Genomic DNA, 17,410 nt, shown 5'->3' with positions numbered 1-17,410 from the left:
GACTTGACCATCATTAACGATGGCAAGCAAGACGTGTACGCCTACGAATACGTCCAAACCGGCAAACCGCTGGGCGAGCTTTTGGAAGACATCATCAATGCAGCAGTGAAAAAACTGCCGATTCCTAAAGTCATGCGTTGGGGCAGCAGCACATTTACCTTCGTGCGCCCTGTACACAGCCTGATCGTGCTGCACGGTGGCGACATCGTAAACGTCAGCGTTTTGGGCCTGCAAAGCGGTAATCAAACCTTGGGGCACCGCTTCCTTTCCGGCGGCGAAATCACCATTGAAAACGCCGACAGCTACGCCGCACAAATGCGTGAGCAAGGCAAAGTGGAAGCATCGTTTGCCGAACGCAAAGCCGCGATTCAGACGGCCTTGGACGAGCAGGCAGGTCGTCTGAAAGCGACCGTTGCCGCTGATGAAGCCTTGTTGGATGAAGTGACTGCATTGGTCGAATGGCCTGTGGTATTGGAAGCCGGTTTTGAAGAACACTTCCTCGCCGTGCCTCAAGAATGCTTGATTCTGACCATGCAGCAAAACCAAAAATACTTCCCGCTGCTCGACCAAAACGGCAAGCTGATGAACCGCTTCTTGCTGGTCTCCAACCTGCAAACCGAAGACCCGTCACACATCATCCAAGGCAACGAACGCGTCTTGCGCGCGCGCCTGTCTGATGCCGAGTTCTTCTACAAACAAGACCAAAAAGCGACTTTGGAAAGCCGCCTGCCGAAATTGTCCAGCGTGGTTTACCACAACAAAATCGGTTCGCAAGCCGAGCGCATCGAGCGTCTGCAAAGCATTGCCGCCCATATCGCCAAAGCATTGGGCGCGGATGCCGCCGCAGCCGAGCGCGCCGCACGTTTGGCCAAAGCCGACTTGGTAACCGAAATGGTCGGCGAGTTCCCCGAATTGCAAGGCACCATGGGCAAATACTATGCCCGCTTGGACGGAGAAACCGAAGAAATCGCCGAAGCCATCGAGCAACACTACCAACCGCGCTTTGCCGGCGACAACCTGCCGAACGGCAAAGTGGCAACCGCCGTTGCTTTGGCCGACAAACTGGAAACCTTGGTCGGCATTTGGGGTATCGGTCTGATTCCGACCGGCGACAAAGACCCATATGCCCTGCGCCGCTCCGCATTGGGTATTTTGCGTATGCTGATGCAGTACGGTTTGGACGTAAACGAACTGATTCAGACGGCCTTCAACAGCTTCCCGCAAGGTTTGCTCAACGAGAAAACGCCGTCTGAAACTGCCGACTTCATGCAGGCGCGTTTGGCCGTGTTGTTGCAAAACGATTATCCGCAAGACATCGTTGCCGCAGTATTGGCGAAACAGCCGCGCCGTTTGGACAACGTAGTGGCCAAACTGCAGGCCGTTGCCGCGTTCAAACAGCTGCCCGAAGCCGCCGCATTGGCCGCAGCCAATAAACGCGTACAAAACCTGCTGAAAAAAGCCGATGCCGAGTTGGGTGAAGTCGATGAAAGCCTGCTGCAACAGGACGAAGAAAAAGCCCTGTACGCCGCCGCGCAAGGTTTGCAGCCGAAAATCTCCGCCGCCGTTGCCGAAGGCAATTTCCAAACTGCTTTGTCCGAGCTGGCTTCCGTCAAGCCGCAAGTCGACGCATTCTTCGACGGCGTGATGGTGATGGCCGAAGATGCCGCCGTGAAACAAAACCGTTTGAACTTGCTGAACCGCTTGGCAGAACAAATGAACGCAGTTGCCGACATTGCGCTCTTGAGCGAGTAAGGCCGCGTTTCAGTTGCCCCTTTTTTCAGGCTGCCCGATGTTTCAGGCAGCCTGAAGTTTTTCGGGCGTATCCCTTGCATGGTGTTCAAGGGTATAATTCAGCAGATTTGTCAGGCAGGCAAATCGCGCACATCAAACAATTTCCCACATTCAAGAGGCAGATTATGAATATTCCAGCCATCCGAACCGCACTCGATGCCGTGTTGATTCCCACCACAATACGCACTTTGGGCAGCGAAAAAGCCGTTTCGCTTCTGGAAGAGCATTCAGACGGCCTGCATATCGGCCTGAAATTCGCGTTCCCAGTTGCCCATATCGCAGCAGACATTGCCAACGCCCTCCAAGAAGCCGTCATGGCACATACCGGCGACACGCATATCCACTTAAGTATCGATACCGAAATCGGTACGCACAAAGTCCAACCCGGCGTGGCAACCATCAAAGGCGTGAAAAACATTATTGCCGTTGCATCCGGCAAAGGCGGTGTCGGCAAATCAACGACCACTGCCAATCTTGCCACCGCAATGGCCAGAATGGGCGCGCGCGTCGGCGTACTCGATGCCGACCTGTACGGCCCAAGCCAGCCTACCATGCTCGGCGTGCAAGACCGCAAACCCGACCAACAAAACAAAAAACTGATTCCCGTTGAGGCCGAAAGCGGCATTCAAGTAATGTCTATCGGTTTCCTGGTCGATACCGACCAAGCCGTTGTTTGGCGCGGCCCGATGGTCAGCCAAGCCTTGCAACAGCTGATGTTCCAAAGCGAGTGGGACAATGTCGATTATCTCTTCATCGACCTGCCGCCCGGTACCGGCGATATCCAATTGACCCTGTCGCAAAAAATCCCCGTGACCGGCTCCGTTGTCGTCACCACGCCGCAAGACATCGCCCTGATTGATGCACGCAAAGCCGTGGATATGTTCAACAAAGTCAATATCCCGATTTTGGGCGTTTTGGAAAACATGTCTGTCCATATTTGCTCCAACTGCGGCCATGCCGAAGCAATCTTTGGCGCAGAAGGCGGTAAAAACTTGGCAGAGCGTTTGAACGTACCGTTGCTCGGCCAGCTTCCGTTGAGTCTGCCTGTACGCGAAGCCATGGATAGCGGCACATCTTCTGCCTTGTTTGAAAACAACCAAACCATCGCCGACATCTACACCGAAGCCGCATTCCAAATCGCGCTGGCCATTGCCGATAAAGGCAAAGACTTCAGCAGCCGCTTCCCGAAAATCGTCGTCGAATAAAAAAGTTTAAAAAAGGTGTTGACAGCTGTGTGACCCGTCTCTATAATGCACAGCTTATCGGGTCGTTAGCTCAGTCGGTAGAGCAGCGGACTTTTAATCCGTTGGTCGAGCGTTCGAATCGCTCACGACCCACCACTTTTCCTAAGCCTAAACAATTGTTTAGGCTTTTTTCTTAGCTACCGCCTATATTGGGGTGTGCCTGTTTTGTGTCGAAGCCAAGACCGACACTGTCCAATATAGCCGCGTGTCCGTGCAAATGTTCGGGGGCTAGATGGGCATACTTCTGAACCATCCCGACATTTTCCCAACCACCCATTTCCTGCAAAGCGGCGAGCGGAACTCCGGCTTGTACCAACCAACTTGCCCATGTATGCCTAAGATCGTGCCATCTGAAATCAACAATGCCTGCCTGAGACAATGCGTTTTTCCAAACACGCGAACTGATGCTTTTCACGGGTTTACCGTTTGGTAGAGTAAAAACAAAAGATGGATGTTTGCCCATCCGTTTTTCCAATATACCGAGTGCCGTCTGATTCAGGGCAACGCCGATAGCGCGTCCTGCTTTGGCTTCGTCTGCCTCAATCCATGCCGTCTTGCGACTTAGATTGATATGCGACCACTTCAGCCCCAGTACATTGCGTTGCCGCAAGCCTGTCGCCAAACTGAACACTGCCATATCAGCTAAATACTCCGGCAGGGCATCAATCAGCCTTTGGGCTTCTTCATGCTTCAGCCAACGGATACGGCGTTTGGCTTCACGATACAGTTTCAACTTCGGCACATTGTCCAGCCAGCCCCATTCTTTTTCCGCCTTATTCAAAATCGATCGGATTAAGGCAAGATAGCGATTTTTGGTACTGTCCGAACAAGTCATGCGGTTAATAGTCTGCATGATGAAATCACGGCTCATATGGTGCAAGAAGATACCTCTGAAATGAACTAGACAGCGCAAACGGCTTATGTCATCCCTGATGCTTTTCTTGTCCCCCATCTCTTCAATCCACCGGACTGCCGCTTCATCCCACAGTCGTTTCGGTTTTTCGTTGAAATGTTCCTGCTGCCACAATTCATGTTTCAGTTTGTCATGCAGCCTTTGGGCTTCATTTTTGTCTTTGGTGCGAGAAGATTGTCTAATTCTTTGACCGCTTTGCGTTGTGATGTCAATGTAATAGACGCCGTTTTCGCGTTTATAGATCGGCATTTTTGTTCACTCCTACTTTCGAGTGAAGCCAGCATCCGCGCATTTTCCAGTTCGTTTATAAATGCGTCAAGTGCGGGCTGCGTGATACAATATTTCCGTCCGGGCATGGAGGCTGCCAAACGGCCGGAGCGGATATGCTCCCGTATAGTTTCGGGATGGCATTTGCAGTATTGAGCCGCTTCTTTCACGTCATATGTCTTCATGGATTACCTCGATATTTCATAAACCGTGTAGGGCGCGTTTTCCTGTAGTAGCGACAGCCGTCTAACTGACGCATATCGCTTGATACGGGATTCCAATACTAAAAAGTTGTTTCGGTCGATATAAAACAGCAGGCAGAGATAACCCTGCCTGTCTGCTTCGAGTGGAACGAGACGGAAGTGAGGAAACTGATCATCCTTTGGATTAAACAGGGCGCTTACTTTTACGGTAACAACTTCTACACTCTTCTCTATCAGCATAAAGTTCCCTAAACAAATTTCAGAACAAGTATGGAACAGAAGAAAATCAGTGCCGCAACTAACCATGACCGGTTTATCTTCGTTGTTACTTCGTCAAGGTATCCCTTCATTTGTTTGTCAATTTTGGCTTGGATTGAGGCGTACATCTTGCCTTCACTTTCAGCTAGCTCTTTACCATACCCTGCTAGAAGATCTGCCATAATCTGTTCACGATAAGTCTTCAAATCTTCAGCAATTTGAACTGCCGTTTTCAACGGTTCTTCGATTTCAGCAGTAATTCCGTCAAAATCCTCACAAGTACGGTTACGTTGTTCTTCAAACAAGGCTTTCAGCCGGCTTTCCTGTACCAACAGAATAGCAATAACCGGGTCGTCTGCTGTAAGTTTGATACCTGAAACCCGGAACACTTCGGCAATAATGGCATCTACTTCTGCTTTTCCCATATCATGCCTCTGATTTTTCCGGTTGGCGTTGAGTAGCCAAAAACTCTATTTGATCCAGTTGTTCATACAACTCACGCTGTACCGTACGCAGACGTTGGCGAGGCATCAAGCCAAATTCACCTGAATTTTGTGCTTCAGTTAAAATCAGGTTTTTGGTTGTCATTTCCTTTATATCTGCACCAAACGTATCAGGGTTGCGATGTGAAATATGTACCACACCGATAATACGATCCTTGTATTGCTTATAAACACCAAATTCTTCAAACGGTTTATCTTTAGTTACCACACCTTGAAAGTCGTTAAGCCAAATAACCACTTCAGCCTGTAAAGCATTTAACGTTTGCACCAAACCTGTAATACAGTCATCAAGAGCCTGTCCACCTACAAGTGGTACATGAATAATCATGCGGATACCGTTTTCGGCCAAGAAGGACGGTACTTCGTTTTCTGCCATATAAGACATCAATGGCACAAAAGTAGCAGCCCCGTTGTCAATGACAGCAATACCTTCCTCGTTTACCAGCTTCTCAATCAATCCATCAAAATAGCGGGAATCAATATTATTACTGTCATTTAAAATATCGATTACTTCAGGATTTAACGCCGAGAAACGGCTAAAAGAAGGATTTACGGGATCAGTATCAAAGCAATGCAGTTGCTCTCCACTGGCTTTTGCTTTGAGGTAGTCACCTAAAAAACTTGCAATCGTTGATTTACCAACGCCGCCTTTACCTTGTGCAATAAAATGGACTTCTTTCATGGCATAACCTTTCGTTTGTTCAAATGATTTTTTACAAAAAGAAACCTGCTCGTCCCTGAACAAGTTTGTGTTTGTAAAAAAAGCAGCCCTATAAGCAGGGCTGCCGAAGCTGCTAAACATTTATGCCTATGTAGAGCAGGAGTGAAGATTTAACGAATATCTACCCAGCGACCACCATTCTTCTCTTCGCCGACATATCGAACTTTATCGCCCGCAGTCGTCCATCCGTGGTCGTAATAAGCCTTGCAGTATTCCGGTTTATCAGGTCTGACGTAAAACTTTTTAACCGTCTGGCAATTTTCATCAAACGTATATTGTCGGCCAAAGCGATATTTGTTTTTTTGTTCGCATACCTTCTCAAACCTTGAATAACGCATCATACGGTTCAACTCTTGAGCGTCACACCGGCCAGCTCCATTTGCAATTGCATCAACCAAACCCGACATTTCGGCACTTTCCGAACTACTTGGACACATTTTTAAAAAGTTACGACGCGCCTTGATGGTATCGCCCAATTTTTTGTGGCGAATCGAAAAATATCGTCTAATAGAAGACGCACATTCGCTTGGACGATCACCTGATGACAGACATAAAATTGCCTCACACGCCAAGCGCGTATCGCCTGTAAGCACATCGTCAGCATAAGTCGCCGGCGCTGCTCCCAGTAACGCCGCAATTAACAAACCCAAAGATTTTTTCATACACACACCTTTTCCATATTGAAATAAAAGACGAAAAAAAGGATAATCTGCGTACCCCTACGAGATCATCCATCTCAACTTAAAAGCCGCTTTTGAATGAAAGCGGCTTTTTCATTGCCAAACAACTGTGCGAACTTGGAACTTACATCCATCCTGAACGATATTCACACACAAATCACCATTACCCCTCATCAACAGATCAACCTGTTTAGATGCGGCTCTCATACTATGATAAGTACCAATAATGATTTGCTTAACGGGCTTGCGGATTTTTTTCATGTTACTTCCTTTCGCTTTTAGATGAAGTGAAGGTCGTCTGAAACCATTTTCAGACGACCTTGAGAATAGGCGGGCATTTCTCTACCCGTGTTAAGATTGGATTACCACATCTTCTCTTTACACGAAACAAGAAATGCCCATGAAAAACAAACAAAAAGAGTTATTTGAAAATATTACTATCAGTGTTGTTTATGGCTCGCTTTTGATAAAAAGTCTGCCTCTATTTATTTTTTTATGCGTGATATTTTCCGCTTGGCAGCTATGGGAAAACCATAGTGAAATCTCAATAAAATTCAAATGGACGTGGAAACTATTTGTTTCTTCAGCACTTGCATTATTTATTGCCAAAATATTTTCGATCCATCATTTCAATCACAAATATGGGATCTATCCCGAATATCTTAACTATTCAATTTCTGTATGGACTATCATCACTGCTATTACGTTTTTAACACTTCCAATCTTGTGGCATATACTCAAACTCATGATAGAGGGTAGAAATGCCCCGTTATTTAAATCTTTTAAAAAAGGTATCTATGCAATAACACTCTTAATGATGTGGGGGCTTATTATCAAAGCATATGATAAAGCTACCGAGTATGATCGCTGGCCACTCATGTTGGATGCGTACAGCTATTCCGACTGCAAAACAAGTCAAGGTAGTATTGCCATACGAAAAGATGATACAACGTGTTACCGATTCATACTTAGCTATCCACTCAAAGTAGAGATGCAGGAATATCCATCACCTAAACCATGAGGAGCAACCGTGGCATGAGCCGACATCCAAGGATAACCAAATAATCATTTCCGATATAATCCACACCTGAAAGCCGATGGCTATCGTTGTCAGAGCCGATTGCCTATCGTACTCTTTCCAGCCTCGGAATATATAGAATGAATGCAACAACGCCCATGTTAAAATTATAGACAGTCTGATTTTATTGCAGCAGTCCACTTATCATTCATCTCCAAATGTGAACTAAGGCGGTAGAAAAGGTTGTCTAAAGCACGTTTTCAGACAACCTTGTTTTCAACTCTCCCGAAAAAATCCCGCAAACCTACCCTCAAATTCCTCCGCAATCTCTTCAATATCGTCAAAATCGCTATCTTTCCAAAGATCACTGTCATTTAGAAACCACTCGAATTTCCACCAGTATTCATTTGCGACGCGCGATGCGAGGAATGCGTCATCGTGATTCTCACGGTTCGCCTCAAAAATATCCTGTCCCGAACGCACATAAACTGACGATTGGTTTTCAAAATGTTCACTGATTTTTGCTGCCTTGTTTTGCAGTTCTTTAATCTTAGCCTTTATCATATTCATCATAATGACACCTTTGAACTATAATAATTTGTCTGATTATTTCAGATGAACCCAAACGGAAACCCGCTTCTTGCACAAGCGGGCTTGGATTTGGATACATGTTTAAAGACGGGTAGCGCCGTCTGAACATTTGGGCATTTGCCCTATCGGACTTTTCCGATAAATACCCGCTCACGGCAGGGAATATAAAAATCAAAATGTATTTTGCAGCTTGTCCGCAGATTATCGCTGCTGCATCGGGAATACGTCCCGATTAAGAAATACGTCCAACTTGCCGCCTGTTACCGGACCCCACTGGGCAACCCGGATGCGCGGCATTTTTTTTGGCAGGTCGGATGCTGCCTGCAACCGTTTGTCCGATTTACCCAAAGGCTCGATCACCTTTTCTACGCCTGTTTTTTCGGGGTTTATACTCCAAAAAAACTCCGAAGGCCGGTTGCTTCATTACAAATTGTTAAAGAGCTTAAATCTGTGACTGGATGAATTTTAAGTCATCTTAAATTATTAAGCAAGCTAAATTTTAAGATTTCTTAATTTTTTTAGTAACATTGCTGTAAGTTATTGCTTTGTATGAATAAAAAAAGACCGCCTGTTTTCACAGGCGACCTTTTATCTCGGGTGAATCAGGAAATTATCTTTTCCTTCTAAAAATCCGATGTTCTACCATTGTGCCAAGAAGTTCAATTGAGTGCCGAGAAGATGAGAATGGGGGAAAATCCTGATTAAGTGGGGTAAGAGAGAAATATTCTGCCTCTCCATTCACGGAGCTCTCAACTTGATACTTTCTAAATAAAATGTCTTTATCAACTCGAGCCACTACAAACTCTCCAGGTGCTGGCTTCTGTTCTGAGTCAATTACAATCATATCTCCCTCTACAAAATCAGGTTTCATGGAATCATCCAGAACTTTCAAAGCAAAACATTTGCTGGGTTTATGGATATTACTCATAAGGTACTCTCTTTCTATTGGGGTTGGTATGTCTATACCGATATGCCAATGTTCGAGTTGAGTAATTTCCAAAATTGGAATTTTTTTAATTTCCGGATCAGCTAAAAATAAGACATTTGTATTTTCGCCTTCTCCCTTTAAAAGCCAGCCGAAGTCACACCCAAGAATCTGAGATAGTTCATATAAATTTTCAGCATTTGGCTTGGTTGTGTTCGACTCCCATTGAGAAATAGCTACATGCGAGACATCTTTGAGCTTCTTTGCAAGCTCTTGTTGAGTCCAACCGAACTCCTTTCGTTTATGCCGTATTCTTTGTCCAATTGAAGTTTCCACGGTTCAAACCTGTTTGCGAAATTGATTTAAGTAATCTTAACTCATCTTGCTTTAAGTTTTCTTCACACTTATAATTTAAGAATACTTAAAATGACAGGTAAAAATTATGTTTAAAGTTGATGTACTGGAATATTTCGGTTCAAAAAGTGCCACTGCTCAACATTTGGATGTTAGCCCCTCAGCAGTTACTCAGTGGAAAGATATCATTCCTGAAAAGCAAGCATATAAGGTTGAAAAGATAACAAAGGGAAAATTGAAAGTTAACCCCTCGCTTTATAACAAAAGAGCAAAATAAATCCTATGCTCACAGCCGACCTTCGTCATCACATCACAACGGACTTCGTGGTTTATCGCGAGTTCGGGCTTTTGTGCGGCTCCAATATTCAGGCGGCGACGTTATTGTCGGGGCTGTTTTGGTGGAGCGATGTGGCTGACAAAGAGCCGAAACGTCAGGGCTGGATATACAAGACGGCTACCCAGTTATTTGATGAGTTCGGACTGACGCGACGTGGGTACGAGAAAGCGAGAAAGTTTTTATTGGGCAAAGGCGTGATCCAATGCCGACGCGCAGGCGTACATGGCAGAATGCACTGGCAGCTCAACAAAGAGCGGTTATTGGAGCTTTGCTATCTAGTTAAAGGTGAGGCAGTGCCGCAATTCGACAGCCGTTATCATATCGATACCGACAATTTCCGCCTTGAGAAGTGGATTAACCTCACACTTTGGAATGACTTTCTGAAGATGCGTGCCGAAAAAGGCAAGCCCCTCAATATCAAGCAGAAAAAAATCCTGCTCAAACAACTTAAAGACCTCAAAAACAAAAACTACGACCTCAATGCCGTGATGCAGAAATCGATTCTGAACGGCTGGGCAGGCTTCTATCCATCCGACCGTTCCCCCAACATCCCTGCGCCACCGACGTCCGAAGCGGCCACGCGCAAAGCTATGGCGGAATACGAAGCGCAAATCAAACAATCCGCCGACCCGCCGCCCGATACAGGCGGACAGCGGAATCCTGACAATCCTAATCGTCAAAATCTCATAAATTACTACAAGAAAAAACAGTAATCATCAGGCTGTTGGCACAGCCATGCCCCAAAGCTGCTCCGGCAGCTTTTTTTGTGTTTTTTTGCCGGTAATTAGGCCGTCTGAAAGTGATTTTTTCCTGTTCTCTTCAAAAATTAGAGATGTGATCGGCTGTTTTTTTGCTCCGTTTCCCTTTTTTATCCCAATCAGATTTAAAAAATAGGTTTTTATGTTGAAAATAAGTAATTGAAAACATTGTGTTTGTACATATTGAACAAAGAACTTTGGCTTTAGAAGACAGAGAACTTTGTCCGTATAGGACGACCTTTATACAAAGACCACATCCACAGACTACTATCAAAAAATATTACAGGCTCACGCCTGACTGTTTTTTGTGCAATTTATGATGGATGTAGATGGATATTGACGTTTGAGAGGATATAGACTCTTTTTGAGGGAGAGATATGTACAGGTTTTGTGGATAAATCGTTAGAAATATGTACAGGGTTACTGTACAATAAATTATATTGCCCAATGGAGATATATAAAATGGACTATGTAATCAGCTACACCGCAGCCCGTGAAGATTTGGCGCAAGTTATGACTAAAGTTTGTGAAGACCAAGTAGTAACACATATTACGCGCCGGAACGGAGGGAACTGTGTCTTGATGTCTGAGGAAGAGTACAGCTCTATTATGGAGACACTTTACCTGTTCGGAAATCCTACTAATGCTGCACGTTTGGAGCACTCGCTGGCTCAGGCAGAACAGGGGGAATTTGTAGAGGTTGATCTGTGAGAAAGCACCGTTTTACCGCTGATGCCGCCGAAGATTTGGCATATTGGAAAAAGCATGATGCTAGGAAGGTTGAACGGATTAAGTTGCTTTTGGAAGATATTAAAGCCAACCATCCGAAGGGAATCGGTAAACCCGAACCACTTCGTCACCATAAATCGGGCTTATGGTCGCGAAGGATTGATCGGGAACACCGTTTGGTTTATTCGGTAGATGAAGATACGGTAACTGTATATGCCTGCCGATACCATTACGAACGCTAAAACAACTTGTTGACTCTGAGGCCGTCTGAAAATTCAGACGGCTTTTTCATTTGTAGTCCTCTGGGTTAATCTGATTTTGCCAATCAAATTTTTTCTTTCCGGAAGTGGATTGAGCCAAAGTTTCTTTTTGCTTTTCAGGTTGAGAAACAGGGCTTTTTGAATTAATTAATTTATTATCATTTTGAGATTCTTCTACCTTTATTTCAGCTCCTAAATTCATTTTTTGAAGCCGGGAACGGATGAATCGATTTAATGCCTGTTGGCTTACTCTTATATTTTTCTTTTCAGCCAAAAACTGCAATATCAGTTTTTCAGTAAACCCAAGCTGCTTCATTTCTAAAATTTCATCTTTATAAGGCTCCAGTACGGACCGTTTCCCTGAACTCAATTTATTTTCATACGATTTGATGAAATCTTCTAAATCACTCATACACACCTCTTACAACATCATAACAACATTTATACAACCTATTTTACAACCTATACAACACTTATACAACATTAATACAACCTATTACAACAATAAACAACTAAAAACAACATATATACAACATTCAAACAACATATAAACAACAAATATACAAGAATTTTTACAACATAAATACAACATTATTACAATAATAAAACAACATATACAACATTATTACAATAATAAAACAACATATACAACATTATTACAACAACTATACAACCTATTTACAACAAAATAACAACACATATACAACAATTAAACAACAAATACCTCCTATCCGCGCGTACTTCTTCTCTCAAAAAAGGATATTGGCTAAGTACCAATAAATTCTAACTACAATGCAGGATAGGCAACGAGTGCCAAAAACAGGGTGGTTTTACCACCCTGATTCCGCCCAAAAGGGCGGAAACGCCGCAAAGCGGCTGAAGGTTTGAACAACCATCGGGGGCATCTGCCGCCGTGTTGTTGGTTGATGTCTAAATTTCAAAGCGCAAAAAGTCCAGACCAAGACAAGTGTCTCTGCACGTCTTCCACCTTTTCCACCACGCCACAGAAGGCGCACCGGACAAAGATGAAAGCCGCACAAAGCCAGTCTGGACTTTTTGCGCTTTGAAATTTTTAACGACATCACAACACGGCGGCAGATGCCCCCGATGGTTGTTTATTTGTGAATGAACATTTATGAAAGGACTATCAGATGGGATTAGATATGTATGGCTATACCATGAAAGCCGAGTTTGTCGGCGACCGTCAAACTGATGTGAATGTGAGTGAAGATGAACGCGAAGAAGCAGCACTGAATCATTTTGCCTACTGGCGGAAATTTAACCATCTTCATGGTTGGATGGAAAACTTATATCGTCAAAAAAGCGGAAAAGCTGAAGTCTTTAATTGCTGCACTGTTCGGCTAGAACTTGAAGATTTAGACCGTCTGGAATCTGATTTAAATGAAGAAAAATTGGAATACACTCCGGGCTTTTTCTTTGGAGATGATGAGATATATCCCGAAGACATTACAGAAACTAAAAACTTTATTGCAAATGCCCGTCTAGCAATAGCTAAGGGACAAGCAGTGTTTTATGACAGTTGGTGGTAATGGTACACGGTTTCAGGCGGTAAAGGCCGTCTGAAACCATAGGGAGCAAGAAGATGGAAAACACTGTTAAAGAGCTGAAAAAACGTATTTATTCGTTTGGTGCTGCATACAAACCTTCTGATGTTTTTCGTGATTTCGTTGAGCTGGCAGCGATTGCCGTTTTAAACAGCTATATTCGGGATGAAGATTGGGAAAATCGTGAAGAGCGATACCACGTTATCCGCCGACAATATAAAGAAGAGGCTTTTAAAATTTTTCCTGAGCTATTAGGCATTTTGGCTTCGGGCTGTATTCGAGCGGTGAAAGTCGGAAACTACGAAGATTTTTTGGGCGAACTTTATATGGACTTAGGAGCGTCGAACGAGCGTAACGGACAGTTTTTTACGCCAATGTCTATATCAAGAGTGATGGCAAGACTGGCAGGAATCGACGCGGTGGAGAAGCTAACGAATAAAAGATTTGTTTCTTTACTTGAGCCATGTTGTGGCAGTGGTGCGAATCTGCTTGCTTTCGCCGAACATATCGCCGATAGCGGAAAATTCCAAGCTTACATATGGCAGCGGTTGCGGTAGATATTGATGTTTTATGTGTGTGGATGTGTTTTGTGCAATGCCATTTTTATGGCATTCCCGCAAAAATCATACATGGAGACAGTTTGAAACTTGAATTTCATACGGCATGGCGGACGGTGCATTGGTTGCGTGGAGGATTTGAAGACGAGATGAAAGCTGAAATTGTCGCTGACAAAAAAGCAGCTTTCGATGCAGAACAGCACCACCAAAGAGAAACGGAGATTACTGCCCCTTTGTTGACTTTGGAAGAACAGTTGGTTTTGTTTTAAAGAAAGGAAGAAGCGTGATGATTCAAGATGTGAAAAAAGTGGATAAGGTTGACAGTATTTTAAATGAGGTTTCGACATTAAGCCCGAAGGAAATCCGAGAAATTTTTATGCGGATGTGGCGACATATGGATGCACTAAATTACGGTTTGACGGCTGACGATTGTGTTGAACTTTTTGCAACCGCTTTAAAAGGCAGTTCAGATTTGACCTATGATTTGCTGAAAGACACCTGTCATGATTACAGTGTTGGAACAATGACAGAAACATTTGCCTTATTACCACGAGAAACGTATGACAAAATGTTTTCAGAATGCCTAAAAGGTAAAATTCCTACTGAAACGAGGCTGGATACCGAAGCCCTAATTAATCTATTAATGTTGGAAAATGTTTCTGAAATTGAAGCAAGCATTAGAAAAGGTTGTATAAGAGCAACACATTTTATAGGTTCTAACAAAAAATATATCTATGATACAGGTATTGATGATGAAGAAATTCAATGGGAAATTGAAGATTTTAAGGCGCATTACCCTCACACTTGGTGGACGGTAGAGCAGATTAATTATAATGACTAAGATATAAAGGTCGTCTGTAATCACGGTTTCAGATGACCTTTATCTGTCTAAGCCAAATTGAAAAAAAGAAGCCCGCCGCAGCCCCGTTACCGCCTCTCAAAGTTCGGCAGAAACGTCCCCACGCCCCCAAGAGAAAAACAGACTTAGGCAACTTTTCCGGCACCTTCGGCAGCCTGCAAAATTGCCACGCCTATTTCTCTCTTGCCCCCTACGGCGGGCTTTTTTATTTATGAAAAATTAGTACTATTCAATCTAGTAGCTGACAGCTCTTAAACTGGAGCTATTTAGACAAAATATCTGCCTTTGTCGATTTTGAGTGGTGTTTGACGTGGGCAGGGATGGAAAATAACACATAAGGAAAACTAATGCTTTTACTAAGGCGTGAACACATTGATCGCTTGTTTGATATGTTGATAGCAAACCGCAGGTTTGATACTCCATTTAAAATTACGGAGTACGATGGTGGGATGAATTTTTTGGGTACGTTTGGCGAAGTCCCGGTACACGAGCTTGGAAACCGATCAGCGACATTGTGCTTTGAATGGAAAGGGGAGATTTCTGAACCACGAGATACCCATGATATTGCGGGGATGAAGCCAAACATTCTTTATGACTTTAACGGATCAGGACGGCACTTTGATAACCCTGATCCGCGTTACCTGCTTCCTGTGGGTTCAAAAGGGTTGATTCTGAAGCATATTGTGATTAATGACGAAGACGAGCTTTTGAGGATTTGGTGTAACCGACGAAAAATTTATTTTTACCGATACCGGATATTGAAAGCCACCCCAATTGTGCGGAACATTTTATTGCATAAGGCATGGCAGGAAATTTACCGGATAAATGAAATATGCCGTAACACTTCATTCGAAATTGCCATATGCCACCGCCCAATGGAAAACGAATAAACATCCAACCGAGCTTTTATCTACTAGAGCTAATAAAAGGTCTCTTTTTCTCTTTTTTTTGTTCATTGCTATAATTGTCCATTTACATTACTTAGCCCAATCTATGAAATCCTTCGTTTACTCCCAAGCCATATTTCCTCCATTATCACTATTATTCCTATCATTGATAGCTGCCTTTCCTGTCCCAACATCAGCCGCTCCCACTCCCGAAGCCATTTCACAACAACAGGATATTCTCCAGCGTCAACGGGAGAAGCAGCTGCGTGAACAGATGTTGCCTGAACAAGATGTACGTTTAGATGATGCTGATACAGGTAGGGAGAAGATGGCAACACAGGCAGATAGTGCAAATTCGGATGAAGCAAGCCCATGCTTTCCTATTTCTGAAGTGGAATTGGTAGGTAAAGGAGCCGCTAAATTTCGATTTGCGCTCAATCAGGCTTTGCGCCAAACACATTTTGTTCCCGGCAAGTGTTTGCATGCGGGCGATATCAATCAAATCATGTCTTTGGCGCAAAATGCTTTGATCGGCAGGGGGTATACCACGACACGTATTTTGGCTGCGCCACAAAATTTGAATAGTGGCAAGCTTCAATTAACACTGATGCCGGGCTATCTGCGCTTCATACGAATCGATAGATCTAATGATGCCCAAACCCATGCTGAACGCATTGCAGCATTCCAAAACAAATTTCCCACCCGCTCAGACAATCTGTTGAATCTGCGTGATTTAGAACAAGGGTTGGAAAATCTCAAACGGCTCCCAACAGCAGAAGTCGATATTCAAATCGTTCCTGTAGAGGACGAACCAAACCAAAGTGATGTTGTGGTGCAATGGCGGCAACGTCTGCTGCCCTACCGTGTAAGTGTAGGCGTGGATAATTCAGGCAGTAAAGCGACGGGGAAATATCAAGGAAATATCACTTTCTCTGCCGACAATCCTTTTGGACTGAGTGATATGTTTTATGTAAATTATGGACATTCAATTGGCGATACGCCCAATGAGGAAAATTTTGACGGCCATCGCAAAGAAGGCGGATCAAACAATTACGCAGTACATTATTCAGTTCCTTTCGGTAAATGGACATGGGCATTCAATCATAACGGCTACCGTTACCATCAGGCAGTTGCCGGATTGTCGGAAGTGTATGATTATAATGGGAAAAGTTATAATACTGATTTCGGTTTTAACCGCCTGTTGTATCGTGATGCCAAACGCAAAACGTATCTTGGTGTAAAACTGTGGACAAGGGAAACAAAAAGCTATATTGATGATGCCGAACTGACTGTACAAAGGCGTAAAACTGCAGGTTGGTTGGCAGAACTTTCCCACAAAGAATATATCGGCCGCAGTACGGCAGATTTTAAGTTGAAATATAAACGCGGTACCGGCATGAAAGATGCTCTGCGCGCACCCGAAGAAGCCTTTAACGAAGGCTCGTCACGTATGAAAATTTGGACGGCTTCGGCTGATGTAAACATTCCTTTTCAAATCGGTAACCAGCTATTTGCCTACGATACATCTGTTCACGCACAATGGAACAAAACCCCGTTGACATCGCAAGACAAACTAGCCATCGGCGGACGCTACACTGTGCGTGGCTTCGACGGTGAAATGAGTTTGTCGGCTGAGCGAGGCTGGTATTGGCGCAACGATTTGAGTTGGCAATTTAAACCAGGCCATCAACTTTATTTTGGGGCTGATGTGGGACATGTTTCAGGACAATCCGCTCAATGGTTGTTGGGGCAAACTTTAGCTGGTACAGCAATGGGGATACGCGGACAAATGAAGCTTGGCGGAAACCTACATTACGATATATTTACCGGCCGCGCATTGAAAAAACCCGAATTTTTCCAATCAAAGAAATGGGCAAGCGGTTTCCAGATAAGCTATACGTTTTAAAACAGTATCGTCAAATGAGCTATAAGGAAGAGATAATAAAATTTGATAATAGCTGAGACCCTGCAAAATACCTCTCTTCACCTA

At 44.1% G+C, this 17,410-nt stretch carries 23 protein-coding genes and 1 tRNA gene; 14 read left to right on the top strand and 10 right to left on the bottom strand.

Annotation, left to right across the window (positions count from 1 at the left end):
• The 3 genes from glyS to O3660_RS10860 all read left to right on the top strand — a co-directional run.
• Positions 1–1,752 (top strand): glycine--tRNA ligase subunit beta (glyS, locus tag O3660_RS10870; protein ID WP_371464967.1); only part of this gene is annotated, 1,752 nt, incomplete at its 5' end.
• A gap of 164 nt (positions 1,753–1,916) precedes the next feature.
• Positions 1,917–2,996, top strand: a complete 1,080-nt coding sequence (gene apbC / locus O3660_RS10865; RefSeq protein ID WP_049351619.1) for an iron-sulfur cluster carrier protein ApbC — start codon at positions 1,917–1,919, stop codon at positions 2,994–2,996.
• A gap of 59 nt (positions 2,997–3,055) precedes the next feature.
• Positions 3,056–3,131, top strand: a tRNA-Lys gene (locus tag O3660_RS10860).
• A gap of 37 nt (positions 3,132–3,168) precedes the next feature.
• Here the strand turns inward: O3660_RS10860 and O3660_RS10855 are convergent.
• The 6 genes from O3660_RS10855 to O3660_RS10830 form a co-directional block, all read right to left on the bottom strand.
• On the bottom strand, positions 3,169–4,155 hold the full coding sequence (locus tag O3660_RS10855; protein ID WP_318251848.1) for a site-specific integrase: 987 nt from the start codon (positions 4,153–4,155) through the stop codon (positions 3,169–3,171).
• Positions 4,071–4,400, bottom strand: coding sequence for a helix-turn-helix domain-containing protein (locus O3660_RS10850; RefSeq protein ID WP_080974654.1), 330 nt, complete (start codon positions 4,398–4,400; stop codon positions 4,071–4,073). The genes O3660_RS10855 and O3660_RS10850 overlap by 85 nt, the downstream gene beginning before the upstream one ends.
• A gap of 266 nt (positions 4,401–4,666) precedes the next feature.
• Positions 4,667–5,101: a hypothetical protein gene (locus tag O3660_RS10845; RefSeq protein ID WP_371464966.1), complete on the bottom strand. Its 435-nt coding sequence runs from the start codon at positions 5,099–5,101 to the stop codon at positions 4,667–4,669.
• Position 5,102: 1 nt separating this feature from the next.
• The gene (locus tag O3660_RS10840; RefSeq protein WP_371464965.1) at positions 5,103–5,981 is read right to left on the bottom strand and encodes a conjugal transfer protein TraL; all 879 of its coding nucleotides are present in this window, start codon (positions 5,979–5,981) and stop codon (positions 5,103–5,105) included.
• Positions 5,982–6,010: 29 nt separating this feature from the next.
• Positions 6,011–6,562, bottom strand: a complete 552-nt coding sequence (locus tag O3660_RS10835; protein WP_371464964.1) for a TrbM/KikA/MpfK family conjugal transfer protein — start codon at positions 6,560–6,562, stop codon at positions 6,011–6,013.
• Between the two features lie 111 nt (positions 6,563–6,673).
• Positions 6,674–6,841 (bottom strand): hypothetical protein, encoded by a 168-nt coding sequence (locus O3660_RS10830; protein WP_168167216.1) that lies wholly within the window; start codon positions 6,839–6,841, stop codon positions 6,674–6,676.
• 139 nt (positions 6,842–6,980) lie between these two features.
• Between O3660_RS10830 and O3660_RS10825 the strand changes: the two genes are divergently transcribed.
• Positions 6,981–7,601 (top strand): hypothetical protein, encoded by a 621-nt coding sequence (locus O3660_RS10825; protein WP_371464963.1) that lies wholly within the window; start codon positions 6,981–6,983, stop codon positions 7,599–7,601.
• Positions 7,602–7,874: 273 nt separating this feature from the next.
• On the opposite strand, the gene O3660_RS10820 is transcribed toward O3660_RS10825, so the two are convergent.
• The 3 genes from O3660_RS10820 to O3660_RS10810 form a co-directional block, all read right to left on the bottom strand.
• Positions 7,875–8,171 (bottom strand): hypothetical protein, encoded by a 297-nt coding sequence (locus O3660_RS10820; protein ID WP_371464962.1) that lies wholly within the window; start codon positions 8,169–8,171, stop codon positions 7,875–7,877.
• Positions 8,172–8,390: 219 nt separating this feature from the next.
• Positions 8,391–8,549 carry a hypothetical protein gene (locus tag O3660_RS10815; RefSeq protein ID WP_371464961.1) on the bottom strand — a complete coding sequence of 53 codons (159 nt, stop codon included), beginning with the start codon at positions 8,547–8,549 and terminating at the stop codon, positions 8,391–8,393.
• A 250-nt stretch (positions 8,550–8,799) separates the two neighbouring features.
• Positions 8,800–9,450, bottom strand: coding sequence for a S24 family peptidase (locus O3660_RS10810; protein WP_314592678.1), 651 nt, complete (start codon positions 9,448–9,450; stop codon positions 8,800–8,802).
• Between the two features lie 106 nt (positions 9,451–9,556).
• On the opposite strand from O3660_RS10810, the gene O3660_RS10805 reads away from it, so the two are divergent.
• The 4 genes from O3660_RS10805 (at position 9,557) to O3660_RS10790 (ending at position 11,534) form a co-directional block, all read left to right on the top strand.
• Complete coding sequence (locus O3660_RS10805; RefSeq protein ID WP_049322041.1) at positions 9,557–9,745, top strand: Cro/CI family transcriptional regulator; 189 nt, start codon at positions 9,557–9,559, stop codon at positions 9,743–9,745.
• Between the two features lie 5 nt (positions 9,746–9,750).
• Positions 9,751–10,518, top strand: a complete 768-nt coding sequence (locus O3660_RS10800; protein ID WP_371464959.1) for a hypothetical protein — start codon at positions 9,751–9,753, stop codon at positions 10,516–10,518.
• Positions 10,519–11,025: 507 nt separating this feature from the next.
• On the top strand, positions 11,026–11,274 hold the full coding sequence (locus tag O3660_RS10795; RefSeq protein ID WP_223169026.1) for a type II toxin-antitoxin system Phd/YefM family antitoxin: 249 nt from the start codon (positions 11,026–11,028) through the stop codon (positions 11,272–11,274).
• Positions 11,271–11,534, top strand: coding sequence for a Txe/YoeB family addiction module toxin (locus tag O3660_RS10790; RefSeq protein WP_079453728.1), 264 nt, complete (start codon positions 11,271–11,273; stop codon positions 11,532–11,534). Before O3660_RS10795 ends, O3660_RS10790 begins: the two co-directional genes overlap by 4 nt.
• A gap of 46 nt (positions 11,535–11,580) precedes the next feature.
• On the opposite strand, the gene O3660_RS10785 is transcribed toward O3660_RS10790, so the two are convergent.
• Complete coding sequence (locus O3660_RS10785; RefSeq protein ID WP_053090736.1) at positions 11,581–11,964, bottom strand: hypothetical protein; 384 nt, start codon at positions 11,962–11,964, stop codon at positions 11,581–11,583.
• A gap of 739 nt (positions 11,965–12,703) precedes the next feature.
• On the opposite strand from O3660_RS10785, the gene O3660_RS10780 reads away from it, so the two are divergent.
• From O3660_RS10780 to O3660_RS10755, 6 genes are all read left to right on the top strand, one after another.
• Positions 12,704–13,102: a hypothetical protein gene (locus tag O3660_RS10780; protein ID WP_049351609.1), complete on the top strand. Its 399-nt coding sequence runs from the start codon at positions 12,704–12,706 to the stop codon at positions 13,100–13,102.
• Positions 13,103–13,155: 53 nt separating this feature from the next.
• Positions 13,156–13,674 (top strand): N-6 DNA methylase, encoded by a 519-nt coding sequence (locus O3660_RS10775; protein WP_371464957.1) that lies wholly within the window; start codon positions 13,156–13,158, stop codon positions 13,672–13,674.
• Positions 13,656–13,943 carry a hypothetical protein gene (locus O3660_RS10770; protein ID WP_371464956.1) on the top strand — a complete coding sequence of 96 codons (288 nt, stop codon included), beginning with the start codon at positions 13,656–13,658 and terminating at the stop codon, positions 13,941–13,943. Before O3660_RS10775 ends, O3660_RS10770 begins: the two co-directional genes overlap by 19 nt.
• Before the next feature lie 17 nt (positions 13,944–13,960).
• The gene (locus tag O3660_RS10765) at positions 13,961–14,515 is read left to right on the top strand and encodes a hypothetical protein (protein ID WP_049351611.1); all 555 of its coding nucleotides are present in this window, start codon (positions 13,961–13,963) and stop codon (positions 14,513–14,515) included.
• 365 nt (positions 14,516–14,880) lie between these two features.
• A complete protein-coding gene (locus O3660_RS10760) occupies positions 14,881–15,423 on the top strand; it encodes a hypothetical protein (protein WP_080974660.1) in 543 nt (180 codons plus the stop codon).
• Positions 15,424–15,526: 103 nt separating this feature from the next.
• Entirely contained in the window at positions 15,527–17,326 is a 1,800-nt protein-coding gene (locus tag O3660_RS10755) for a ShlB/FhaC/HecB family hemolysin secretion/activation protein (RefSeq protein WP_049351612.1), read from the top strand.
• The last annotated feature ends 84 nt before the right edge of the window (positions 17,327–17,410 follow it).

The organism is Neisseria sp. 27098_8_139 (assembly GCF_041433195.1).
GTDB classification, from domain to species: Bacteria; Pseudomonadota; Gammaproteobacteria; order Burkholderiales; family Neisseriaceae; genus Neisseria; species Neisseria subflava.
This window is presented reverse-complemented; position numbering and strand designations above follow the sequence as displayed.